Origin of the sequence: Micromonospora sp. NPDC047074 (assembly GCF_040643815.1) — a bacterium.
Classification (GTDB): Bacteria; Actinomycetota; Actinomycetes; order Mycobacteriales; family Micromonosporaceae; genus Micromonospora.
In genome coordinates, this window is the sequence record NZ_JBEYVB010000022.1 from 1 (window position 1) to 24,618 (window position 24,618).

The 24,618-nt window shown below is 72.3% G+C and carries 15 protein-coding genes and 1 pseudogene; 4 read left to right on the top strand and 12 right to left on the bottom strand.

The window, feature by feature from the left end; genetic code table 11:
• Positions 1–79: 79 nt before the first annotated feature.
• The 8 genes and pseudogenes from ABZ809_RS22915 to ABZ809_RS22950 all read right to left on the bottom strand — a co-directional run bounded on the left by ABZ809_RS22915 (position 80) and on the right by ABZ809_RS22950 (position 16,214).
• The gene (locus tag ABZ809_RS22915; RefSeq protein WP_357564619.1) at positions 80–3,679 is read right to left on the bottom strand and encodes an ABC transporter ATP-binding protein; all 3,600 of its coding nucleotides are present in this window, start codon (positions 3,677–3,679) and stop codon (positions 80–82) included.
• A gap of 245 nt (positions 3,680–3,924) precedes the next feature.
• Positions 3,925–4,764, bottom strand: coding sequence for a GNAT family N-acetyltransferase (locus ABZ809_RS22920; protein ID WP_357564620.1), 840 nt, complete (start codon positions 4,762–4,764; stop codon positions 3,925–3,927).
• Positions 4,765–4,921: 157 nt separating this feature from the next.
• Entirely contained in the window at positions 4,922–6,094 is a 1,173-nt protein-coding gene (gene ispG / locus ABZ809_RS22925) for a flavodoxin-dependent (E)-4-hydroxy-3-methylbut-2-enyl-diphosphate synthase (protein ID WP_089001519.1), read from the bottom strand.
• Positions 6,095–6,103: 9 nt separating this feature from the next.
• On the bottom strand, positions 6,104–7,354 hold the full coding sequence (locus ABZ809_RS22930; RefSeq protein WP_357564621.1) for a site-2 protease family protein: 1,251 nt from the start codon (positions 7,352–7,354) through the stop codon (positions 6,104–6,106).
• Positions 7,354–8,568 (bottom strand): 1-deoxy-D-xylulose-5-phosphate reductoisomerase, encoded by a 1,215-nt coding sequence (gene dxr, locus ABZ809_RS22935; RefSeq protein WP_357564622.1) that lies wholly within the window; start codon positions 8,566–8,568, stop codon positions 7,354–7,356. Before dxr ends, ABZ809_RS22930 begins: the two co-directional genes overlap by 1 nt.
• A 43-nt stretch (positions 8,569–8,611) precedes the next feature.
• Positions 8,612–9,007 (bottom strand): annotated as a pseudogene (locus ABZ809_RS22940) (Uma2 family endonuclease); the annotation flags it as partial.
• A 503-nt stretch (positions 9,008–9,510) separates the two neighbouring features.
• Positions 9,511–9,807, bottom strand: a complete 297-nt coding sequence (locus ABZ809_RS22945; RefSeq protein ID WP_357564623.1) for a hypothetical protein — start codon at positions 9,805–9,807, stop codon at positions 9,511–9,513.
• Between the two features lie 8 nt (positions 9,808–9,815).
• Positions 9,816–16,214 carry a polymorphic toxin-type HINT domain-containing protein gene (locus tag ABZ809_RS22950; protein ID WP_357564624.1) on the bottom strand — a complete coding sequence of 2,133 codons (6,399 nt, stop codon included), beginning with the start codon at positions 16,212–16,214 and terminating at the stop codon, positions 9,816–9,818.
• 281 nt (positions 16,215–16,495) lie between these two features.
• On the opposite strand from ABZ809_RS22950, the gene ABZ809_RS22955 reads away from it, so the two are divergent.
• The gene (locus ABZ809_RS22955; protein ID WP_357564625.1) at positions 16,496–16,888 is read left to right on the top strand and encodes a hypothetical protein; all 393 of its coding nucleotides are present in this window, start codon (positions 16,496–16,498) and stop codon (positions 16,886–16,888) included.
• On the opposite strand, the gene ABZ809_RS22960 is transcribed toward ABZ809_RS22955, so the two are convergent.
• Positions 16,846–17,277, bottom strand: coding sequence for a hypothetical protein (locus ABZ809_RS22960; protein ID WP_357564626.1), 432 nt, complete (start codon positions 17,275–17,277; stop codon positions 16,846–16,848). The two genes, ABZ809_RS22955 and ABZ809_RS22960, sit on opposite strands and share 43 nt — an antisense overlap.
• Positions 17,278–17,415: 138 nt before the next feature.
• Here ABZ809_RS22960 and ABZ809_RS22965 point away from each other — a divergent pair, with 138 nt between their 5' ends.
• The gene (locus ABZ809_RS22965; RefSeq protein WP_357564627.1) at positions 17,416–18,732 is read left to right on the top strand and encodes a family 43 glycosylhydrolase; all 1,317 of its coding nucleotides are present in this window, start codon (positions 17,416–17,418) and stop codon (positions 18,730–18,732) included.
• Positions 18,733–18,817: 85 nt separating this feature from the next.
• On the opposite strand, the gene ABZ809_RS22970 is transcribed toward ABZ809_RS22965, so the two are convergent.
• Entirely contained in the window at positions 18,818–19,375 is a 558-nt protein-coding gene (locus ABZ809_RS22970) for a GNAT family N-acetyltransferase (protein ID WP_357564628.1), read from the bottom strand.
• A gap of 51 nt (positions 19,376–19,426) precedes the next feature.
• On the opposite strand from ABZ809_RS22970, the gene ABZ809_RS22975 reads away from it, so the two are divergent.
• A complete protein-coding gene (locus ABZ809_RS22975) occupies positions 19,427–20,308 on the top strand; it encodes a YhjD/YihY/BrkB family envelope integrity protein (protein WP_357564629.1) in 882 nt (293 codons plus the stop codon).
• Here the strand turns inward: ABZ809_RS22975 and ABZ809_RS22980 are convergent.
• A complete protein-coding gene (locus ABZ809_RS22980) occupies positions 20,278–21,441 on the bottom strand; it encodes an alkaline phosphatase PhoX (RefSeq protein ID WP_357564630.1) in 1,164 nt (387 codons plus the stop codon). The two genes, ABZ809_RS22975 and ABZ809_RS22980, sit on opposite strands and share 31 nt — an antisense overlap.
• Positions 21,442–21,512: 71 nt before the next feature.
• Positions 21,513–23,696 carry an MMPL family transporter gene (locus ABZ809_RS22985; RefSeq protein ID WP_357564631.1) on the bottom strand — a complete coding sequence of 728 codons (2,184 nt, stop codon included), beginning with the start codon at positions 23,694–23,696 and terminating at the stop codon, positions 21,513–21,515.
• Positions 23,697–23,796: 100 nt separating this feature from the next.
• Here ABZ809_RS22985 and ABZ809_RS22990 point away from each other — a divergent pair, with 100 nt between their 5' ends.
• Entirely contained in the window at positions 23,797–24,615 is an 819-nt protein-coding gene (locus ABZ809_RS22990) for a TetR/AcrR family transcriptional regulator (protein WP_357564632.1), read from the top strand.
• The last annotated feature ends 3 nt before the right edge of the window (positions 24,616–24,618 follow it).

Consider the following 24,618-nt stretch of genomic DNA (forward strand, 5'->3'; position numbering starts at 1 on the left):
GGGCGGGGCCGGGCGGGCGGGGCCGGGCGGGCGGGGCCGGGCGGGCGGGGCCGGGCGGGCGGGGCCGGGCGGGGTGGGGTTAGCCGGCCAGGTGGGACCAGGTGGGTTCCAGGTCGTGCCAGGGGCCCTGGGCGGCGACCGTGCCGGACTGGAGGACCACGACGTGGTCGGCCCGGACCAGGGCGGCCCGCTTCGAGGTCGAGCCGACCACTGTCACCCCGTGCTCGCGCAGCGCCTGCCACAGCGCGAGCTCGGTGGTGACGTCCAACGCGGAGGACACGTCGTCGGCCACCAGCAGCTCGGTACGCGGGGCGAGCGCCCGGGCCAGCGCGAGGCGCTGCAACTGCCCGCCCGAGAGGCGGGTGCCCTTGTGCCCGATCAGCAGCCCGAGCCCGCCACCGGCCGCCGCCAGGTCGTGGTCGAGCTGGGCGGTCGTCACCGCCGCGGCGGCGTCCACCTGGTGGCCGAGGGTGATGTTGTCCGCCACCGTGCCGGAGAGCACCCGGGGCAACTGGCCGACGTAGCCCACCTGGTGCGGGCGCAGGAACAGCTCCGGCTCGGTGACCGGATCGCCGTTCCAGGTCAGCCGGCCGGTGTGCGGCGCGATGCCGGCGAGGGCCCGCAGCAGCGACGACTTGCCCGAGCCGACCTGACCGACGACCAGCACGAGCTGGCCGCGTTCCACGGTCAGGTCGACGTCGCGTACGGCGACCGTCCCGTCGGCGTGCCGGACGCCGAAGTCGGTCAGCTCCAGCCGGCGCAGCGGGTGCCGGGGCGGCGCGGTCGGCGCCGGGGCCGTCCCCGCGCCGAGGTCCACCTCCGGCACCGCCGCCGAGTAGGCCTCCACCCCGGTCATCGCCACCGTCCGCCGGGTCCACACCTGCGCCGACGGGATCTGCGAGATCAGCGACGCCGTCGTCCAGGCGAACCAGCGGGCGGCGGCCAGCGTGGCGACCGCGACCAGGGTGGCGCCCGCCGACAGTTCCCCGGCCAGGAACAGCGCCCACGCGCCGATCGGCAGCAGGCCGCTGACCAGCAACGGGGTCGACCGGGACCACACCTGCACCGAGATCTCCCGGCGCTGCCGTTCGCTGCGGACCACGTCGAGGTCGGCCAGGTGGGCCAGCACCGGCCGGGTGGCCCCGGCCAGTTTGACGGTACGGGCGGACGACAGCGAGGAGACCAGCGCGGTGGCGAACGCGGCCCGGGCCGTGACGGTGGCCCGCGCGGAGCGCTCCAGCCGGGGCCCGAACAGTGTGGCGGCCAGCCCGGAGACCAGCATCGTCCCGGCGAAGAAGAACCCCGGCACGAGGCTTCCGGTGACGGCGGTCATCGTGATCAGCAGCAGGAGTGAGATCCCCTGGTCCATCACGTTGTCGGCGAGCTGCACCACCCGCTCGGTGTCGCCGCCCTGGGCCACCACCTCGGCCGGCGTGTGCCCGCTGACCCGGCGCGGCCCGGTCTGGCCGTGCACCAGGCGCAGGCTGATCCGCAGCATCTGCCGGACCCACCACTGGGGGAACCGCAGGCCGGTGAAGTACGGCACCGGCAGGGTGATCAGCAGGCCGGCGACGATCCCCCACGCCGGCAGCCACGGGTCACCGGCGCCGTCGACCAGGTCGGCCCAGAGCCAGGGCAGCACCGGCCCCTCCAGTCCGACGAGCACCCACAGCAGGAACATCGCGAGCGAGGCCAGCCCGTACCGCGCGTCGTTGACGGACAGCCGCAGGATCTCCCGCAGGGCGCGCAGCCCCCGTAGGGACATCCCGGCCGGTTTTCCCGGTTCCTCGGCGGTGTCCCCGCCCGCCCGACCTGCGGTGGGCCCGCCCGACCGGGCGGCGGGCGAGTTGGCCGGTGGCGGGTCGAGCGCCCCAACCGATCCGGCCGGCGCGGCGGGCGGGATGGCCGACGGCAGGTCCTCGTCCCGAGCGGTGGGCGGGAACGGATCCGACAGCCCGGTCAGCAGGTCCACCCCGCCGGACCCGCTCCCCTGCGCCGCGTGCGCGTACGCGGTGGCGTGGCTGGTGGCGAGCAGTTCGGCGAAGCGCTCCGAGGAGTGCAGCGGCCCCGCCTCCACCACCGCGCCGTCGGCCATCACCACCACCTCGTCGCAGCGGCGGACGGAGGAGAGGCGGTGCGCGATGACGATGCCGATCCGGTCCCGCAGCAACCGCTCGGTGGCCTGCTGCACCCGCGCCTCGGTCACCGGGTCCAGCCGGGCGGTGGCCTCGTCGAGGATCACCACGTGCGGCTCGCGCACGAGGATCCGGGCGAAGGCGACCAACTGTTCCTGCCCGGCCGAGAGCACGTGCCCGCCCTCGCCCAGCCGGGTGTCGAGGCCGTCGGGCAGCTCGGCGATCCAGCCGGCCAGCCCCAGCTCGTGCAGCGCCCGGGCGGCGGCGTCGAGCAGGCCCGGGTCGAACAGTGCGACGTTCTGGGCGAGGGTGCCCGCGAGGATCTCGGTGCGCTGGGGTACCACGGCGATCCACCGGCGCAGCCGCTCGACGTCGAGGTCACACAGGTCGTCACCGGCCAGGAAGACCGTCCCGGGCGGCACGTCGACGGCCCGGGTGAGCACCTTGGCCAGCGTCGACTTACCGGAGCCGGTCCTGCCGACGAGGGCGTACGAGCGGCCCCGGGCGAACGTCAGGTCGACGTCGCGCAGCGCGGGGCCGCGTCCGCCGTCGGCGCTGGCGTAGCGGAACGTGAGGCCCCGGATCACCAGGTCCCCCTCGGCCGGTGCGGCACCGCCCACGGGCTCCTGCGGGGAGTCCGCCAGCAGTTGCACCCGGCCCCACGCGCCGAGGGCGTACTGGAGCTCGGGGACCATCCGGCTGACGTGCTCGACGGTCATGCCGAACCCGATGGCGAGCAGCCAGACCGCGGTGAGCCGGGCGCCGTCGACCCGGCCGGTGACCAGCGCCCACGCGCCGCCGAGCACCACGGCCCCGACGCCCACCCGGATGACGCCGGCGGCCACGGTGGTGACCTCGGCCGACATCCGCCACACCCGTACCCCCCGGCGGAGCACCTCGGCCGCCCGGCGGGTGTAGAGGCGCAGCACGTACGGCTGGGCCAGGCTGGTGCGTACGTCGTCCTGGCCGTGGATCGACTCCTCCATCACCGCGGCGAGGTCGGACCAGGCCTCCTCCTCGGCCATCCGGGCCGGGCCGATCCGCGCGGTGGGCTTGCGCAGGCCGACCGCCAGCAGCACGGTGAGCAGCAGCATCCCGACGCCGGCTGGCCACCACACCGCGAGGGCCACGGCGGTCGACAGCACGCCGCCGGCCAGCCCCTGCGCGATCCGTACGCCCTGGTTTCGCACCGCCGAGGCGACCTGGTAGACGTCGCCGTCGATCCGGTCGAGCAGCTCGCCGACGGGGGTGCTTTCCAGCGTCGGCAGATCCTGCCCGAGCGCCACCCGGCACAGCCTGCGGCGCACGTCGGCGGACCAGTCGGCGGTCAGCCCGGCCATCAGCAGGCTGACCGCGAGGTCGGTGACCACGGCGGCGACCAGCGCCACGGCGAGCAGGGCGAAGACCCCGGCGGCGCGGTGCACGAGCACCGGACCGGCCAGCGCGGCGGCGGCGGCCTGACCGCCGGCGCCGAGCACGATCATGCAGGTCACGAACGCCATTCGGCGGGGCGAGGTGGCCCACAGGTCCCGGAGCAGACGCATGGTGAAGTCCCTTCGGGCAGACCTGGGCGGAACGTCTAGCCTGCTCGGTGCGGGCCGACCGGCTCAACGCATTTACCGGCCGGCCGGGCACACGGACGGGCCGGCGGAGCGTGGTCGGGGCCGGGCCGCAGCCGACCCGCCACACGATCGGGTGACGCCCCGGCGGCGGCACCGGCGGGCAGGGCCGGACGAGCACGGGCGCGAGCGTGCCGGGCCGGCCGGGCACGGCGACGAGGAGAGCCAGGTCAGAAGAGCACTGTGGCCAGCGTGCCGACCGGGCGGAAGCCGCAGCGTTCGTAGACCCGGCGGGCCGGCTGGTTGAAGTCGTTGACGTAGAGGCTGACGGTCGGCGCGACCCGCAGCAGCGCGTCGCGTACCACCGCCGCCATGGCCGCCGTGGCGATGCCCCGGCCCCGCCACTCGGGAGCCACCCAGACGCCCTGCACCTGGGCCGTCCGGCGGGTCACCACCGCCAGCTCCGCCTTGAACACCACCTGGTCGTCGACGAACCTGGCGTACGCCCGACCGGCCCGGACCAGGTCGGCGACCCGCCGCCGGTAGCCGCGCCCGCCGTCGTCGGCGAGCGGGGAGACGCCCACCTCCTCGGTGTACATCGCCACCGCCGCCGGGAAGAGCCGGTCGACCTCGCTGCCGTGCACCAGGCGCACCTGCGGGTCCGCCGCCGGCGTCGGCAACGCGTCGGTGGCCAGCAACGGCTGGTTGTGGCGTACGGCCCGGGCGGGGCCCCAGACGTCGGAGAGCCGCTCCCAGAGGCCGAGCACCGCCTCGGCCCGCCCGACGATCGACGAGCAGAGCCGCTCCTCGCCGGCGAGCAGGTCGGCGTAGGCGGCGACGGCCGGCTCACCGGCGAGCACCGGGGTCAGGTTGCCGCCGAGCCAGCAGATCGACTCCAGGTTGCGGCGGGTGCCGTAGCCCAGCACCCGGCCCTCCGCGCGCCACCAGGCCAGGCCCCGCGCGGCGATCCGCTCGGCGACCTGCGCGCCCGCGAACGGGTCGAGGTCGAGCAGTCGCTCGACCGCGCGGCGCTCCGATTCCCCGAGTTGCCGTACCGGCACCGTCAGCACGCTTACCAGCCTGCCAGATCCGCCCCCCGTCGCGCCGGTCGAGTGACCAGTGGGACGGCTGCACCGCGAGCGGACCCGGGCCGTACGGCCGCCGGAAGCGCGCCGGCCCCGGCCGCCGGAACGGGCGGTCGGGGCCGGCGCACGACGGCGCGGTGGGTCAGTGCACGCTGACCGTGGCCCCCGGGAGCAGGCCGCGCAGCTCCTCGGGCAGCTCGGCGCCCATCTCGTCGGCGATGCGCAGCGCCTCCTCGATCAGCGTCTCCACGATCTGCGCCTCGGGCACGGTCTTGACGACCTTGCCCTTGACGAAGATCTGGCCCTTGCCGTTGCCGGAGGCCACCCCGAGGTCGGCCTCGCGGGCCTCGCCCGGGCCGTTCACGACGCAGCCCATCACGGCGACCCGCAGCGGCACCGGCAGCCCCTCCAGGCCGGCGGTGACCTCCTCGGCGAGCTTGTAGACGTCGACCTGGGCCCGGCCGCAGGACGGGCAGGAGACGATTTCCAGGCCCCGCTCGCGCAGCCCGAGCGACTCCAGGATCTGGTTGCCGACCTTGATCTCCTCCACCGGCGGGGCCGACAGCGAGACCCGGATCGTGTCGCCGATCCCCTCGGCCAGCAGGGCACCGAAGGCGACCGCCGACTTGATGGTGCCCTGGAAGGCCGGGCCGGCCTCGGTGACGCCCAGGTGCAGCGGGTAGTCGCACTTCTCGGCGAGCTGGCGGTAGGCCCGGATCATCACCACCGGGTCGTTGTGCTTGACCGAGATCTTGATGTCGCGGAAGCCGTGCTCCTCGAACAGCGAGCACTCCCACAGCGCCGACTCGACAAGCGCCTCGGCGGTGGCCTTGCCGTACTTGGCGAGCAGCCGCTTGTCCAGCGAGCCGGCGTTGACGCCGATCCGGATCGGTACGCCCGCGTCGCCGGCCGCCTTGGCGATCTCCTTGACCTTGTCGTCGAACTGGCGGATGTTGCCCGGGTTCACCCGGACGGCCGCGCAGCCGGCGTCGATCGCGGCGAAGACGTACTTCGGCTGGAAGTGGATGTCGGCGATCACCGGGATCTGCGACTTCCTGGCGATGGCCGGCAGCGCCTCCACGTCGTCCTGGCTGGGCACGGCGACCCGGACGATCTGGCAGCCGGACGCGGTCAGCTCGGCGATCTGCTGGAGGGTGGCGTTGACGTCGGAGGTGAGGGTGGTGGTCATCGACTGCACCGACACCGGCGCGCCCCCGCCGACCGGCACCGGACCGACCATGATCTGGCGGCTGACCCGGCGCGGGGCGAGCGGCGGGGGCGGTACGGCGGGGATACCGAGACTGACAGCGGTCACTTCAGGCACTCACCTTGAGAAGAGCGTGATCGGGTTGACGACGTCCGCGGTGATGGTCAGCAGCGTGAACACGCCACCGATCAGGATCACCGCGTACGTGAGGGGCATGAGCTTGAGGTAGTCGACGCGGCCGGGGTCGGCGCGGCCGATCCGGGCGTAGAGCCAGGACCGGGCCCGCTCGAACCAGGCGATCGCGATGTGCCCGCCGTCGAGCGGCAGCAGCGGCAGCAGGTTGAACACGCCGATGAAGAAGTTCAGCGAGACGAACAGCATGAAGAACAGCAGCCAGGCCTCGTTCTCGACGGCCTCGCCGCCGAGCCGGCTCGCGCCCACCACGCTGATCGGGGTGTCGATGTCCCGCTCGCCGCCGGTGATCGCCGTCCACAGGGCCGGCACCTTCTCCGGGATGCGCTTCATCGCCTCGTAGGTGTTGACCGCCATGTCGCCGGTGAAGTCGGCGGTCGCGCCGAACGCGCCGACCGGCCCGTACGTGATCCGGGTCGGGGTGCTGGGCACCAGGCCGACGCCGAGCGCGGCAACCGCGGCGACCTGGCCCTTCGGGTCGTCCAGCGGGGGCCGCTGGGTCTGCGCGAGCACCGCGCTGCCCGTGCCCGGCTGGCCGTCCCGGACATACGCGATCTGCGCCGTCTCGCCCGGCTTGAGGGTGCGCAGCGTGGTGAGCAGCTGGCCGTAGTCGTTGATCGGCGTGCCGTTGACGGCGGTGATCCGGTCGCCGTCGCGCAGTTGCGCCTGGGCGGCGGGGCTGGCCGGGTCGGCGGCGGTGCACTCGCGCAGGGTGTTCTCCGGCACCACGCACTCCGACAGCGCGATGACCGCCGGCTCCTTGCGGATCTCGGCCTCGGTGCTGGGGAACTGCGGGTTGGGCAGGCCGGCGCTGACCGCGATGATCCAGAGGGCGATCACGGCGAGGGCGAAGTGGGTGATCGAGCCGGCGGACATCACGATCGTCCGCTTCCACACCGGGAACCGCCACATCGCGCGCGGTTCGTCGGCCGGGTCGACGTCGTCGTCCTGGGGGGTCATCCCGACGATCTTGCAGAAGCCGCCGAGCGGGATGCCCTTGATGCCGTACTCGGTCTCGCCCCGCTTGAAGGACCAGAGCGTGGGGCCGAAGCCGACGAAGTAGCGGGTGACCTTCATGCCGAAGGCCTTGGCGGTGAGCATGTGCCCCGCCTCGTGCAGGCTCACCGAGATGAGGATCGCAAGGGCGAAGAGCACCACCCCGAGCAGGTACGCCATCAAGCTCCTTCCACCGAACCCGCGATGATGATCTCCTGCGCGTGCGCGCGCGCCCACGACTCCGCCGCGAGCACGTCTTCGACCGTACCTGGTTCGTCGAAATCGGGAGCGTCGTCCAACACGCGACGGAGAGTGTCGACGATGCCGAGGAAGGGCAGCCGGCCGGCCACGAACGCGGCCACGCACTCCTCGTTCGCCGCGTTGTAGATCGCCGGCCGGCAGCGCCCGGCCTCGCCGGCGGCCTTGGCCAGCGCGACCGCCGGGAACGCCTCGTCGTCCAGCGGCGCGAACTCCCAGGTGTGCGCCGTCGTCCAGTCCACGGCGGCGGCGGCCCCGCCGACCCGGTCGGGCCAGCCGAGGCCCAGCGCGATCGGCAGCCGCATGTCCGGCGGGCTGGCCTGGGCGAGGGTGGAGCCGTCCACGAACTCGACCATCGAGTGGATCACCGACTGCGGGTGCACCATCACGGCGATGTCGGCGTACGGCACGTCGAACAGCTCGTGCGCCTCGATCACCTCCAGCGCCTTGTTGACCATCGTGGCGGAGTTGATCGTGACGACCGGCCCCATGTTCCAGGTCGGGTGGGCCAGCGCCTGCTCCGGCGTGACCTGCGTCAACTCGTCGCGGCGCTTGCCCCGGAACGGGCCGCCGCTGGCGGTGACGACCAGCCGCCGCACCTCGCCCCGGGTGCCGCCGCGCAGGCACTGGGCCAGCGCCGAGTGCTCCGAGTCGACGGGGACGATCTGCTCCGGCCGCGTCACCGCCGCCTTGACCAGCGAGCCGCCGGCCACCAGCGACTCCTTGTTGGCGAGCGCGAGCGTACGCCCGGCGCGCAGCGCGGCCAGGGTCGGCGCGAGCCCGAGCGAGCCGACCACGCCGTTGAGCACGACGTCGCAGGGCCACTGCGCCAGTTCGGTCATCGCGTCCGGGCCGGCCACGATCTTGGGAAGCTTGAAGTCGCCGGTGGCCCAGCCACGCCGGGACGCCTCGGCGTAGAAGGCGAGTTGGAGATCCTGCGCGGCGGACGCCTTCGCCACCCCGACCGCCTCGACGCGCAGTTCGAGGGCCTGGGCGGCGAGCAGGTCGACGTTGCCGCCGCCGGCGCCGAGCGCGACCACCCGGAACCGGTCCGGGTTGCGCCGCACGATGTCGATGGCCTGTGTGCCGATCGAGCCGGTGGAACCGAGCAGAACAAGATCACGTGGGGACGTCACCGGAACATTCTTCCCCAGCGCCGCTGAGCGCCCGCTGGGAGCCTCAGCCCTCCGCGTCGACCTGTTCCTCCGCGCTCTCCTCGCCTTCCTCCGGTGCCTCGTCGCCTTCGTCCGGTGCCGCCTCCCCGAGCAGGTCGGCCGGGTCGATGGAGAACTCGAACGGCTGCCTCATCAGGAAACGGGTGCCGGCGGCAGCGGCCGCCACCGGCCGATACTCCCCCTCGGCAAGCTCGAACAAGGCGATGGTGGGCACCCGGTTACGCAAATCGACGCGGAGGAAGAACGGCACGCCGACGGCGGCGTACTCCCGGGGCCGGTCGATGATGTCCCTGCGCCGGTTGCCCGGCGAGACGATCTCGCCGAGCAGCACGGCGTGCCTGATGTCCATCGTCGTCCGCCCGCCACCCGGCACGTCGAGGATGACGATGTCCGGAATGAAGAGGTCGTCGCCCGAGACGACGTTCGCTTCGAGGTAGAGCCAGGGGTCACGATCACGCTTCCGCTCAGGACCTCAACCTTGGGGCCGTTGGTCTCCGGCAACAGGTCGAGGGCGAGCTGAGCGGTCCACGGCTCGTCGTGCCACCGCAGCACGTCGAACGACGGCTCGGTGGGCATGCGACGCGGGGTCGGGTTGCTGCGGCGCCGGCTCGGGCGCGAAAGCTGCCTGAGCCATCCGGGCTCACCCCCTCAGCGGACATTCTGCTCAGGTCAGCCTAGCCGCCGCAGCCCGCGCCGCACGCCATCGCACACCTGGTCCGACACTGGAAGGAGAAACACCCGCGTCCCGCCAGATCCAGTGGATCTCGCCGCCAGGCCCCGGCCCCGCCAGCCTCCGACCGCTGTGCCAGGTCGCCACTCGACAGCTGCCCCGGCCGCGCAGATCATGGGCGATGTCGCACTTTCGGTGCCCACAGGGAGGGCAGCCCCTATTAGCGCTCACTTTCATGTCGGGAGTCTGCCGTAGGCCGGGGTGTACTCGGGTGCAGTCTCGGGAACGTCCGGGTAGCGAATGCTGCCCTCAGTCTCCCACCAGCGGTCCGTGTACTCGCTTGGATTCTTGTATTCGAATATTGCCGCCAGGCCGAGTAGGGAAACCGGATTGTCTGCCCAGAAGTCCCAGCCACCCCGCTGAGCACAGAAGGCATCATGTTTCCTGTCGTACCAGATTGAGAATCCTTTATGTTCCAGGACTGCGATTGCCGTCGTGTAGACATTCACGTGTTCGCTCAGCGCTGGCATCCCGACTTCTACCTACCTCGTACGAGGGTCATCGCGTCATATGGGATCGACCCTATGAACAGAACTTCCTCCGCGCGCCGCGCATCGCGAACTACGCGTGAGTCGCCGCCCCTTGTGGCGGCTTGCATGACATTATTGTGATCAACAAATCTGGCTCCGCCCGCAATAGCCTTGTCGACATCGATTTCGACCAGCCCCTGGCCTGAGGCGAACCGTTCGGACGCGTTCTGGGTCTCCGATGCGGAGATGTGCTTGGTCGGGCGATTCAAGATATGGTCAATTATGGACCCAGTGGTACCACGAGGCTGCAGGCCCTCGCCGCTGTCGAATCGCACACGGTCCTCATAGCTCAACTGTCGGTAGACCTTGCGTCCACAGCCAGTCTTTTTGTTGTTGTTGTGGACGAGTATCGACGTGTCGCCGGCTGTCACATAGTACGTGTGGATGTCGTCGACGGTGAGGTCGTACGTGACGTGTTCGGCGTGGTATTTGCGGACCGCCCCGACCTGCACGTACGTGCCGGCAGAGGTCCGCAGCAGCTCGCCCGGCTTCAGGTCACCGGCGTCGATCCAGCTCTCCCGCGTGACGGACCAGAACTTGTGGTGGTCCGTCGCGGTGAGCGAGTCGCCTGCGTCGGTCCCCTCGACCGTGACGTCGACGTACTCCTTGTCGCTGTCGGTGCGGATCGTGTGGGTGACCTGGCGGGCCTCGGTGCGGCCCGACTCCGGGTCGGTGGCGAGCACGGTGTCACCCGGCTCGACCTGTTCGATCGCCTTCTGCGTGCCGTCGGCGAGCAGGACCGCGGTGCCGGCGACGAAGCTGTTCGCGCACATGCAGGACGTGCAGCCGTCACCGCCGCCGGAGTCCTTCTTGGTCTTGGCCTTCGCCTTTGCCGCCAGCGCCTTGGCTCGCGCCGCCGCTGCCGCTGCCGCCCTTCTGGCCGCCGCCTCCGCGGCCGCCTTCGCCGCAGCGGCCTTCTGGGCCGCCTCCCTGGCCGCCGCCGCTGCCGCCGCCTTGGCCGCCTCGGCGGCCCGTTCGGCGTTGCGCAGGATGGCCCTGGCCCAGTCGAGTTCCTTCAGGAAGGTGACGACCGCCTTGCCGGCCCGGAAGATCGCCTCGGCGATCTTCTTCGCCTTGAAGATCTTGCCCCAGGGCAACGCCCCGATGATCATCGAGACGCAGGCGCCCAGGTCGCCCTTGAGGCAGTTGATGATGTCGTTGATCCCGAGGAACTCCATCAGGATCTGGCCGCCGGCCTCCAGCACCACGTCCAGCAGACTCTTGCTCTGGATCTGCTGGGCCCTGGCGACGTCCTCCGGGTTCGACTGCGGGGCGCCCGTCGCCGCCGCCGGCTCCGGGGTCGCCCCGGTCGGGTCGGTGTACGACGTCGGGTTGTTGTCGGCGTACGTGTACGGCGAGGTCGCCGCCCCGCCCATCGGCATCGGGTCGGTGGTGGTGAACCGGCCCGTGCCCGGGTTGTAGTTGCGGGCCCGCAGGTAGTAGTTGCCGCTGCCGGTGGTGGAGTCCTGGTACGCCCCGCCGTACTGCAGCGGGTTCTCCGGCGCGCCGGCCTGCCCGTCCGCCCCGCCGCCGCCGCCCAGTGTCGGCCCGACACGCGGATTGCCGAACGGGTCGTAGTCGTAGCCGACCTGCGGCGTGCCGGTCGGGGTGAGCATGTTCGCGATTCCGCCGAGCCAGTCGTGGGTGTACGAGTGCGCCCCGCTCGCCGGGTCCAGCAGCGCCAGCGGCTCGTCGTCCGGGCCGTACGTGAAGCCGCGCTTCTCGGCCGTCTGGCCGTTGGCGTCGGTCACGGTGTCGATGGCGATCTGGGGCAGGGTGCCGGAGACGTCCCAGGACCAGCGCTGGGTGGCCTGCTCCGGCCTGCCCGGGTCGGTGGTGGCGGTCAGCCGCAGCCCGTCGGCGCCGTAGCCGAAGACCGCCTCCCGGCCGGCGACCTTCGCCTTGGCCAGGGTGTTGTCGAGGTGGTACTCGAAGCGGTCGGTGCCGGCCCGGGTCTGGTTGCCGTTGACGTCGTAGCCGTACTCCTTGGTGGTGACGTGCCGGGGCTCGAGGAGGATCTCCTTGGTGAGCTGGTTGGCGTCGTCGTAGTGGTAGGTGGTGGTGTCGTTGCCGGCGCTGCCGCTGCGCTTCTGGCTGAGCCGGTTGCCCATCAGGTCGTAGCGGTAGTCGATCCGCCCGGTCGGCTTGCTCTTGTCCTCGCAGGAGGTGGCCGCGTAGCAGGCCGAGGTGAGCCGGTCGGCCTGGTCGTAGGCGTACGCGACGGACTCGGAGGTGCCGCCCCGGGTGGTGACGACCCGGGTCGGGTTGCCGACCGCGTCGAGTTCGAGTTGGAACGCCGAGACCGGGTCCTGCGGCACCGCGACCGGGCTTACCGGGGCGGACGGTTCCGACGCCTCTCCGGCCCCGTCCTTGTCGTGTGCGGCGACGGTGAAGGTGTACGCCGTACCGGCGTCCAGCCCGTGCACCACCGCGCTCGTCGCGTTCGCGCCGACGGTGGTCTTCTTGCCGCCCGGCGAGGCGGTCACCGTGTAGCCGGCGACGTCGTTGTCCCGGGGTGCCTTCCAGGCGACCACGGCCAGGCCGGCGCCCGGCTGGGCGGTCACCGCGGTCGGCGCGTCGGGACGGTCACCGAAGGCGAGGAGCCCGCCGTCCGGAAGCTTGGCCTGTTGCGCCTCGGGTGCCCGTTCGGTGCCGATGCCGGTCAGCCGTCCGGCGTCGTCGTACGTGCGCCGCTCGATCAGCCCGGTCGCGGCCGGTAGCCGGGTGACCTCCCGCCGGCCCGCCACGTCGTAGTCGAAGCCCCAGGTCGCCGGGGTCGCGCCGACGGATCCACCCGCGGCGGTCAGCGTCTTCATCTGGCTGTCCGCGTCGTACGTCGCGGAGACCTTCGTACCGTCCGGGTACTCGCGCAGCGTGATGTTGCCGCGCGCGTCGTACTCGTAACGGAACTTCTCCTCCAGGTCGGCCTCGACGCGGGTGACGGACTGGATCTGGTCCTCGTCGTCGTAGGCGACCGTGCGGTGCCCGGTCGGGTCGACGTACGCGGTGGTCCGGTCCTTGGCGTCGTACCGCCAGGAGTAGCGCGGCCCCTCGCTGCCGAGGGTGCGGGTGTCGCGGCGGTTGACGATGTCGTAGGTGTCGACGATGGTGCGCTCGGCCCGCTCCTCGGGAGTGAGCCGCTCCAGGGTCCTGCGGGTCAGGGTCGACACGCGGTTGCCCTCGACGTCGTAGCCGTACTCGGTGACCCGGCCCAGCGGGTCGGTCTCCTTCGTCAGCCGGCCGCCGTCGTCGTACGCCATCCAGGTGCGGTTGCCGTTCGGGTCGCGCACGGAGGCCACCAGGCCGTCGTCGAAGTAGTCGTAGACGGTGGTGTGGCGGGTCGGGTCGAACAGGTCGCGCGGGGCGTCCGGGGTGCGCACGGTGCGCGGCAGGTTGTCGTCCCGGTAGGTGTAGTGCGTGGTGCGGTTCTTGGCGTCGGTGACCGAGGTCAGCCGGTTGTTGGCGTCGTACCGGTACGTCGTGGTGTGGTCGAGCGGGTCGATGACCCGGGACGGGTTGCCGGCCAGGTCGTACTCGTGGTGGGTGGTGAACCGCTCCTTGTCGGCACCCGGGAGGTTGCCCCGGGGCTCCGTGGAGCTGGCCAGCATGCCGTCGTCGTCGTAGCCGAAGGTGCTGATGCCGCCGGTCGCCCGCTTCGTCTTGACCCTGTTGCCCGCCTCGTCGTACTCGTACTCGACGACGCCCTGCTCAGGGTCCTTGATGCGGGTCTGCTGGCCGTTGTCGTCGTACCCCATCTCGGTGCGACGGCGCAGGTTGTCCTGGGTGGCGGTGACGTTGCCGACGTTGTCCCGCTCGAACGTCGACTGCTTGTTGTGCTCGTCCGTCTTGGACGTGGTCCGGTCCAGGTCGTCCACGCCGATGTCGCGCTTGACGGTGATGCCGCCCGGATAGGGGCGTTCCATCCGCAGCGGGTTGTCGTTGGCGTCGTAGAAGTAGGTGGTGGTGAAGTCGGCCGCGTTCGCGCCGGGCAGGTTGCCGCGCGGCGAGGTGACCTTGTGCAGCAGGCCCTTGGCGTTGTAGGCGTAGGTCGTCACCGGGTCCGGCTGGTCGTCCAGCTCCAGCCGGGCCGAGGCGCGCCGCCCCGCGTCCGTGTAGGTGTAGGACATCGTCCGGCGCGGATCCTTGACGACCTTGAGCAGGCCGTTGTCGAGGTACCGGTACTCGGTGCGGGCGCCCAACGGCGTCGTCTGGGCGTGCGTCCGGCCGAGGTCGTCGTAGCTGGTCCGCCACGGGTGGATCTTTCCCGGCTCGTGGACGGCGACGGTCCGGTCCTGGGCGTCGAACTCGTAGCGGGTCGTGTAGTCGCCACGGTCGGCCTTCGGCACGGTGCCGCGCGGGTCGGTCACCGCGATCTGCCGGCCGACCCTGTCGTACGCGAACTCGACCCGGCGACCCATCGGCGAGATCACCGCCTTCGGCAGGCCGCTGTTCAGGTGGCCGACCGGCAGGTACTCGTACCGGGTCACCTTCTTGCGCTGGTCGGTCCGGGCGACGAGCAGGCCGCGCTCGTCGTAGGCGTAGGTGATGGTGTTCTTCTTCGCGTCGGTGCTCTTGACCAGCTCGTCGAACTCGTTGTACTCGTCCTCCCAGACCTTGCCGTTGCCGTCGGTGTGCCTGGTCGGATTGTTCCGGGCGTCGTAGGTGGTCTTCTCGTCGAAGTTCAGCGACTGGGGCGCCTTCCGCCGCGTCCGGTTGCCCCGGTCGTCGAACTCCGACTCGTGCTGGCTGTGCTTGCCGTTGACCACGAGACCGCGGTTGAGCGCGCCGTCGTAGCGGTGGTGCTCCGAGTCGCCGTTGCCGCGCTGGGTGTAGACCAGCACGTTGCCCCGGTAGCCGTCGTAGATCCGCACCCCGTCGGCGTCGGTGGTCAGCGACTCCTGCCGGTCGGCCCGCCACTCGAAGGTGGTCGCCTTGCCCAGCGCGTCGAGCTGCCGCACCACCCGACCGTCCGCGTCGTACTCGGTGCGGACCTCGACGACCTGGTCCGGGTTGGTGACGGTCGCGAGCAGGCCGTTCGGGCCGTACCCGTACTTCCAGAGCTTGCCGCGCGCGTCCAGGTGCGCGGTGAGCAGCGTGCCGGTGTAGAAGAACTTCACCCGGCGGTGGTCGGGCAGGCTGATCTCGCGGATCAGGCCGCCCTCGACCGCCGCCTTCGCCACCCGCCCCGAGGCGTCCGTGATCGCGATGCCGGATTCGGTGTACGCCAACCGCACACCCATGCCGCGCGGGTTGAGGATCGAGACCAGCCGCCCCTGCGCGTCGAAGGTGTGGGCGATGTTGCGGGGGGTGACCAGCTCCCAGCCGTCCCCGGCCCTGCGCAGGTTCGACCGCACCCCCGGCGGCCGGCGGTAGCTCTCCCCCTCCAGCCGGTACGTCGCCTCGGCGCCGTCCTCGGCCCGGACGATCGCGCCGCCCTCGGTCGCGGTCACCGTCATGCCGTACGACCAGGCCCAGCCGCCGCCGAGCGGGCCGACCCCGTTGGCGGACGAGTAGGTGCGGGAAGAGTTGAACGGCACCCCGAACGACGCCATCGCCAGGTCCTGCTCGACCTGGATGAAGGACCCGATCGCGGTGTTGACGCCGTTGGCCCGGATCGCCTGGCCGGCGCTGGTGAGCGCGAGCGCGTTGCCGCAACCGCAGCCGGCCGCCTGACCCCGCGGGATCGCCGGCGGCTCGATGGTGGTCCGGGGCTGCGCCTCGGAACGCTCCGAGACGATCTCGCGGCTGTCGTCCAGGACCGCCGTGATGGTGACCTCGTAGGTCCGGCCCGCGTCGAGCACCCAGCCCTGGTCCTTGCCGAACGACCGGCAGTAGTCGCGCTGGCCGGAACAGGCCGAGCGGCTGATCTCGTCCCGGGTGAGCGTGGTCGAGGCCTGCTCGGTCTGCGACTGCTTGTCGTAGGCGGTGACCCGCCAGGTCGACCAGGCGGGGGCGTCGGCGTCGACGTTGAAGTACAGGCTCAGCGAGGTGTCCCCGAGCAGGAAGCCGGGCCGCAGCAGCACGTCGGTGAAGACCCGGTCCTCGGCCGCGACCCGGGCGCCGGTACGCCGGTCCCAGTCGGCCCGTGCCAGTGCCCGGGGGTTGCCGTCGGCGCGCACCTCAGGGGGGACCACGGGTGGTCGCTTGTCGGGCGGGAAGGCGGTGTCGGGGCGTACGCCCTTCGGCATCGGCCGGTCGACGGGCCCCTGCCCGGCCGAGGGAGGCGCCGGGATCTGCGCCGCCTCCGCCCGACTGCTGTCGGCTGGCGGCGCCAGCGTGACGATCAGGATCAGCGCACAGGCACCCGCCAAGAAACGGGCACGAATCAGTGCGGTACGACTGGACATGTTGGACCCTCCCCCGTGGACGGGACGTTCTCGCTATGCCAGTTCTCCGCGTTCGACCATAGGCCGAAATCGATTTATATAGGTGTCCGCTTCATGACAGGAGCCCACCTGGCCAGGCGATCACCGCCTCCGCGACAGTCCACAGAAAAATCACGGCCACACTGATCACCCACCACGCCACCCCGACTGAGGCACGATGAAGCGCAACCAATCCTGATGGTGATCATGTGGGCGCACGCTGCCACAATGGGCGGTCCCAGGTTGCGGGAGGGATAACGCGAATGACCGGGGTGGAGTTGATCGTGGCGGCGCTGGCCGCCGCCGCGACGGCAGGCATCACCAGCGGGATGCAGGACGCCTACGGCGGGCTGAAGGCGCTGCTGGCCAGGCGGCTGTCCGGCCGTGACCGGGCAGTGCAGGCCCTTGAGGGACGGGAGACGGAGCCGGGGGTGTGGCAGGCCCGCATCGGTGACGACCTGCACGCGTCCGGCGCGGACGCCGACGAGCCGGTCCTCGCCGCCGCGCGGGCGGTCCTCGCCCGGGCCGACCCGGCCGGGACGCAGGCGGGTACCTACACGGTGACCACGAACCACGGCGCGGTGGGGCAGTTCAACGCGCCGGTGACGTTCCATCAGGGGCCGCCGGTCCCCCCAGCCTCTCCGGGGACGGTGTAGGGCCGTCCGTCCCCGGTGCCGATGTCGTCTGTGGACAGTCGTCGCGGCCAGGCCTCCAGGCGTACGACGATGTCGAGCAGCGCCCGCTCGAAGGCCGCGTCGTCGGACTCCCCCGCCGACCGGCGGTGCCACGCATCGACGAGGTCGTCCTCGATCTCGCCCAGTTCCACGAGGCGGTCGCTGTAGGCGATCGCGCGTCGCGTCACCTCCGCCGCCGTACCGGTGTATCTCCTGTCCTTGTCGGCGAGCGCGGCGAGCGTGCAGCGCGCCTCGCCGGCGATGCCACGGCCGGCGATCTCCACGGCCCGCAGGCCGCACTGCGGAGCGTGCAGGATCTCGTCGAACACGCCGAGGATGCGTGAGTTGCGTACCGTCGCGGGCTTCGCCATCGTTGCCCCTCCTGGCGTCCTGGCCGGCCGGTCCATCATCGGTCGGCCCGGCAAGCGCGGAGCGCCGGGCCGGCGGCCAGCATCCCGGCCACATGCAGAAAACTTTCAATACATCGATGGCTATGGTTGACTTCCGCCATGCGAAAAGCTCTCGTCTGGCTGGCGGCCGTGCTCGTCGCCGCTCCCCTGCTCGTCAGCCCGGGCGTGGCCCAGGCTGCCACCGCGACACCGTCGCTGGTCATCGCCAGCGACTTCCCGGACCCCGACGTCGTCAAGTTCGGCAGCACCTACTACGCGTACTCCACGAACAACGGTCACGGCAACGTCCCGGTCGCCACGGCCACCTCGCTGACCGGAACGTGGACCAGGCGGCCCGACGCGATGCCGACCCTCGGTGCCTGGGCCAACGGCGGCCTGACCTGGGCCCCCGACGTGTCCCAGCGGGCCGACGGGCGCTACCTGCTCTACTACACCGCCCGCAGCCGGGCCACCGGCCGGCAGTGCCTCGGCGCCGCGCTGGCCTCGTCGCCGCTCGGCCCGTTCGCCAGCGTCGGCACCCAGCCGCTGGTCTGCAACGCCGGTGAGGGCGGCGACATCGACGCGGCGAGCTTCACCGACAGTACGGGGCTGCGCTACCTGCTCTACAAGGACGACGGCAACGCCATCGGCCAGCCGACGAGCCTGTGGTTGCAGCAGGTCGCGGCCGACGGCGTGACCCTCCAGGGCGCCCGGGTCGAGCTGCTGCGCAGCGGGCGCGCCGAGGAGGCGGGCATCATCGAGGCGCCGGTGCTCACCAAGGTCGGCACCCAGTACGTGCTGTTCTACTCGCTCGGCGGCTACGGCGGCGACGGCTACCAGACCAGCTACGCCACGTCGGCCTCGCTGACCGGCCCCTACACGAAGGCGTACCGCTCGCTGATGACCACGGCGTCACTCGACTCGGCCGTACGCGGGCCGGGCGGCGCGGACGTGGTGCGCGAGGCGGGCGGCGACCACATCGTGTTCCACGGCTGGATCAACAACTACTCGGCCCGGGGCATGTACGTGGCGGCGCTCGGCTGGGCCGGCGGGAACCCGGTGGTGCGGGGCAGCCGCGTGCGGTACGAGGCCGAGCGCGGCACGCTCAACCGCTGCGCGGCGCGCACCGCCGCGAACACGTCACAGGGCCAGGTCGTGGCGTACATCGACTACGCGGACAGTTGGGTCGAGGTGACCGTCTTCGCGCCCCGGGCCGGCGGCTACCGCGCCCACGTCGCCTACGCCGCCGGCTACGGCGACGCCCAGCACACGCTGACCGTCAACGGCGCGAACCCGAAGGTCGTCAACTACCCCAACACCGGCTGGGACGTCTGGCGGCAGGTGGGCGTCGACGTCACGCTCAACGCGGGCTTCAACACGCTGCGGTTCACCCGCCTGAGCCGCTGGGCGGAACTCGACTTCGTCGAGGTGGCGTAGCACCCCGTCCTGCCCGAGATCTTGGTGGGAAACTGCCCCTGCAGGGGCGCTTTCTCGCCAAGATCTCGGGCGGGGACGGGCCGGCTCACCGCAGCCCGTCGGCGGAATTGGTCAGCACGAAGGTCTCCACCTCCTCGCCGCCGTACCAGTCCGTGCGGCGGCCGATGTGGGTCATGCCGAGCCGGCGGGCCACCGCCATCGACGCCTCGTTGCCCGGCGCCACCACCGCGTAGACCTCCCGGGTGCCGGTGGCCAGTTCCCGCGCCACCACCGCCCGGGCCGCCTCGGTGGCGTACCCGTGGCCCCAGCAGTCCGGGTGCAGGTGCCAGCCCACCTCGATGTCCTCGGTCAGCGTGCCCTCGTCCCGGCCCGGCAGCGGCTTGAGCAGCACCGTTCCGACCACCAGGCCCGTGTCGCGGACCTCGATCGCCCAGGTGCCGTACCGGCCGCGGTGCCCCGCGTGCCGCTCCCGCCACATCGCGAGCCGGCCCGCCGCCTGCGCGGGGTCGGTCAGCGGCAGGCCGGGCGCGCCCAGCCAGCGGGTGACCTCCGCCCGGGAGTAGATGTCGAAGATCCGGGCCAGCTCGGCCGGGTCCGCGGTCCAGTCCCGCACCGTCAGGCGCTCGGTGGTGAGTACGGTCATGGTCGGCGATCCTAATGACTGACCCGGGCCGGTACGGGGAAGGATTCCGCGATGGGCAGCGGATGGCGGCGGGCTAAGCGGATCACCACTGCGGCGTTCCGTCCGCTCCGGGGCCGGGACCTGTCCCTGCACGCCGCCGCCATCACCTTCTACGGGGCGATCGCCGTGGTGCCGGTGGCCCTGCTGGCGATCTGGCTGACGTCGCTGCTGGCGGGAGCCGACCGGGTCCGCCGGCTGGCCGCGTACGCCGTGGAGACCCTGCCGGACGCGATCGGCGCGCCGCACGCGGTGCGCGCGCTGGTCGAGGCCGGGGTGGGGTTGACCCCGCTGTTGGCGTTGGCGTCCCTGCTGCCGGCGTCGCTCTACGGCGAGGGGCTGCGCCGCGCCTTCGTCTCGGTGGCGGGGCCGCGCGGCGACGAGTCGCTGGTCGGCTGGCGGGGCCGGCTGTTGCTGCTGCCCCTGCTGGCCCCCGCCCCGGCCCTGCTGCTGTCGATCCTGCTCGCGCTGCCGACGACCACCGGGCTGGTCGAGCAGGGCGGGTGGAGCGGCGCGCTGGGGGTGGTGCTGTCGTTCCTGGCGGTCTGGCTGGTGCTCACCCCGGTGCTGCTGTGGGTGTTCCGGGTGGTCGGCCCGGCGTCGCCGGACTGGCTCTCCGCGCTGGGCGTCGGGTCGTTCACCGCGGCGAACCTCTCCGGCTTCCTGCACGGTTTCGTGCTCTTCGCCTCGCTCCCGATCGACCTGGGGGTGCCGTTCGGCGGCTTCGACGAGATCGGGGCGGGGGTGGCGGTGCTGCTCTGGCTCTACCTCTTCCACGTGATCGTGCTGGCCGGGTACTCCGCCACCCTCGCCCTCTCCGCCTGGCGCGCCCGCCGCGCCACCGCGTCCGCCGGCCGGGCGGGCGATCAGGGCCGGAACGGCCCGGAGACCTCGTAGGTGATGCCGTCGGCGCCGGTGGTGCTGCCGGAGGCCCCGCGCTGGGACGAGAAGTAGAGGCGCGACCCGTCGGGGGAGAACGCCGGGCCGGTGATCTCCGAGCCGGACTGGTCGAGCAGCCGCAGGAACGGGCTGACCACGCCGGCCGGGGTGATCACGTTGATCTCCATGTTGCCGCCGTCCTCGGCGACGTAGAGGTCCCCGCCGGCCGTGCCGGTGATGTTGTCCACCCCGGTCAGCGGCGCGGCCCCCGCCGGCACCAGCGAGTCGTCGTACGCCAGGTCGAGGCGTTCGTTCACCGCGTCGTACGCCCACACCCGGTTGTCGCCCTTGGTGGTGAACCAGCAGGTGCCCCGGTCGTACCAGCAGCCCTCGCCGCCGTCGAAGTGCCGCGCGGCGCCGACCTGCAGGCGGGTCGGCACCGGGAAGCCGTCCCGGTCCGGCAGGTCCCGCCAGGTCACCGGCCCGGTCACCTGGTCGGCCGGGGCACAGAGCACCTGCACCCTGCCGGTGCGCAGGTCGCCCCAGGTGTCGGGGACGAAGCGGTAGAAGCAGCCGTCGTCCTCGTCCTCGGTCAGGTAGACCACCCGCCGCTGCGGGTCGCAGGCGGCGGCCTCGTGGGTGAACCGGCCCATCCGGGTCCGCTCCTCGGCGGCCCGGCTGCCGTCCGGCCAGGTCTCGAAGACCCGGCCCAGCGGCACCTCCTCGCAGGAGAGCCACGTGCCCCACGGGGTCGCCCCGCCGGCGCAGTTGACGTTGGTCCCGCCGAGGATCCGGTACGCCGCCGCGATCGAGCCGTCGGCCCGGAAACGCACCGCCGAGGCGCCACCGACCAGCGGCACCTCCGAGTTGGAGACGTAGATCCAGCCGTCCCCGGCCGGGAAGCAGGCCCCGCCGTCCGGCGCCCAGTGCCACACGTACGACGTGCCGGCCACCCGCTGCCCGGACCGGGCGACGACCCGGCCGGTGAAGCCGGCCGGCAACTGGAGTCCGTTGGCGTCGGCGGCCAGCAGGTCGCCGTACGGGCCGGGGCCGGGCTGGGCGGGGGCGGCGAGCGCGGCGCCCGCCCAGAGGCTGCCGGCGAAGGCGGCGCCACCGGCGGCGGTGGCGCGGAGCAGGGTACGACGGTCCATCAGAGGCCTCCCGGGGGGACGGGGACGGTGTCCCGTCGACGCTAGGGCCGACGGGACATCGATGGAAGCCTCTATTTGGTGAACGCGGGGTGACGGGTCTCCGGGGCCGCCGGAGCCGGCTCGTCGGACTCGCGGATGCCGAAACGGCGGTAGAAGCGGGCGAGCGGGCCGGGCGCCCACCAGTTCCAGTGCCCGAGCAGCCGCATCGTGGCCGGCACCAGCAGCGCCCGGACCAGGGTCGCGTCCACCACGATCGCCACGATCATGCCGATCCCGATGAGCTTGATGTACGCCATCTCGCCCGTGGCGAAGCCGGCCACCACCACGATCAGCAGCAGCGCGGCCGCGGTGATGATCCGCCCGGTGTGCTGGAGCCCGGCCGCCACCGAGGCGGTGTTGTCGCCCGTGCGGTCCCACTCCTCGCGCACCCGGGAGAGCAGGAACACCTCGTAGTCCGTCGCCAGCCCGAACAGCACGGCGAGCATGAGGATCGGGTTGCTGGGCTCGATGAACCCGGTCGGGGTGAAGCCGAGCAGGTCCGCGAAGTGCCCGTCCTGGAAGATCCAGACCACCACGCCGAACGACGCGCCGATCGACACCAGGTTCATCAGCACCGCCTTGACCGGCAGCACCAGCGAGCCGAAGGCGAGGAAGAGCAGGACCAGGGTCGCGGCGGCCATCAGCAGGGCCATCCACGGCAGCCGGTCGCCGAGGCCGTCGATCAGGTCGAGGTCGACGGCGGGCCGCCCACCCACGAGCACCTCGGCGCCGTCGGGCGCGGGCAGGTCGCGCAGCGCCCGGACGACGTCCTGCGCCGTGTCGCCGGCCGGCTCGCCCGGGTAGGTCACGGTCAGCAGCGTCGACGTGCCCCGGTTGGCCGCCACCTGCACCCCGGTCACGCCGGGCACGGCGGCCACCCGGTCGGCGAAGGGCTGCGCCTGCTCCGGGGGCACCCCGGAGACCAGCACGTCGATCGGCGAGATCGTGCCGCCGGCGAACTCCGCGGCGACCCGCTCGGAGACCACCCGGGGCTCGGCGTCCGGGGGCAGCACCCGGTCGTCGAACCCGCCGAAGGAGACCCCGAGGAACGGCGCGGCCAGCGCCGCGAGCAGCACGACCACCCCGACCAGGTAGCGCGCCGGGCGGCGCATCACGCTGTGCGCGATCCGGGCCCAGGCGCCGCCGGTCTCCCCCGCCGCCGGCCGCTTCCCGCGCGCCCCACGCCGCCACGGCAGCGGTACGCGCAGCGCGTCGATCCGGCGGCCGAGCACCGCGAGCAGGGCCGGCAGCACGGTCAGCGCCGCCAGCATGGCGACCAGCACGGCGGCGATCCCGCCGAGGCCCATCGAGCGCAGGAACGCCTGCGGGAAGATCAGCAGGCTGGCCATGGCGAGCGCGATGGTGAGCCCGGAGACCAGCACCGTCCGCCCGGCCGTGACCATGGTCCGCCGGATCGCGGCGGGGGTGTCGTGGCCGGCGGCCAACTCCTCGCGGAAGCGGCTGACCACGAAGAGGGAGTAGTCGACCGCCATGCCCAGGCCGATCAGGGTGATGACGTTGATCGCGAAGACCGACACGTCGGTGACCAGGGTGACCAGCCGGACGGTGACGAACGCGCCGAGGATGGCCAGCCCGCCGATCAGCAGGGGCGTGGACGCCGCCACCAGCCCGCCGAAGATCAGCACGAGCAGCACCAGCAGCACCGGCATGGAGAGCAGTTCCGCGCGGGTGATGTCCTTGGTGGTCTGGGCGTTCGACTCCTGCAGGGCCGCCGTCGCGCCCCCGACCTCGGTCCGTACGCCGGGCGCCACGAGCGCCGGACGCAACTCCTCGTACGCGGCGGTCTTGTCGTCCTTGTCCGTCGCCCGGAGCTGGATCAGCGCGTAGGTGGCCCGGCGGTCGGTGGAGACCAGCGCGGGGGCCTGCGTCTCGTACCAGGTGGTGACGCTGGTGATCTCGGGGCGCTCGCGCAGCCCGGCGACCGTGGCCGTGACCGGGTCACGGAAGGCCGGCTGGTCGACGGCCGCCGTGTCGCTGGACCAGAGCACGACCAGGTCGGCGCCCTGCGGCCCCAGCTCCCGGGTGATCCGTTCGGCGGCGCGGCTGGACTCGCTCGCCGGGTCGTCGAAACCGCCCCCGGTGAGCTGCCCGAAGACGCCGACCCCCCAGGTCGCTCCGACGGCGACGAGCACCAGGGCGGCGGCCAGCACCGACCAGCGCAGCCGCACCACCATGTGTCCCCACCAGGCGAACATTCGCCTCTCCCTCCGCAGATGGCTAGCTGCTACCATCGCTAATTTCAGTGAACAGCGTTAACTATCGCAACGGTGAATTCTCTGGTCAAGGTGGTTGTCAATGGCCGCACCCACTCGGCGGGAACGCCTGCGCACGGCGACCGTCACCGAGATCAAGGACGGGGCACGCCGCCTGCTGGTGACGGGCGGGGTCGACGCGATCTCACTGCGGGCCATCGCCCGCGACATGGGCATGACGGCACCGGCCATCTACCGCTACTTCCCGAGCCTGGAGGCGCTGGTCGCGGACCTCGCCGCCGACCTCTACAACGAGCTACGGCTGCGGCTGGAGGCGGCCCGGGACGACGCCGGCGGTGCGCCCGTCGCGCAGTTGCTGGCCATGTCCCGGGCGTTCCGCGCCTGGTCGACGGCACACCCCGCCGAGTTCGGGCTGATCTTCGGCGCCCCCGTTCCGGGGCGGACCGCCTTCGTCGAGGGCAGCGCCACCCCGGACCATCCCGGTGCCCGCCTCGGCGCGGTCTTCATCCAGCCGATCCTCGACCTGTGGCGCCGGTCGCCGTTCCGCGCCCCGCCCGGCGAGCTGCTCGAACGACGGCTGGGCGGGCTGCTGGAGCCGCTGCGACTCAGCCACGGCGAGGTGCCGGTCGAGGTCGCGTACGCCTTCCTCGCCGGCTGGACCCGGCTCTACGGGCTGGTCGCCATGGAGGTCTTCCACCAGTTCGACTGGGCGGTCACCGATGCCGGGGCGCTGTTCGAGCTGGAACTGGAGATGTTCACCGCCCAGCTGCTGGCCGGCCCGCCCACCGCCCAGGAGCCGCCCGCCGCCTCAGACGGGCCGCCCGCCGCCTCAGACGGGCCGCCCGCCGCCGGAAGGCTGACCGGCGACGAAGGGCTGACCGGCGGCGCCCGGGGGCACTAGGCT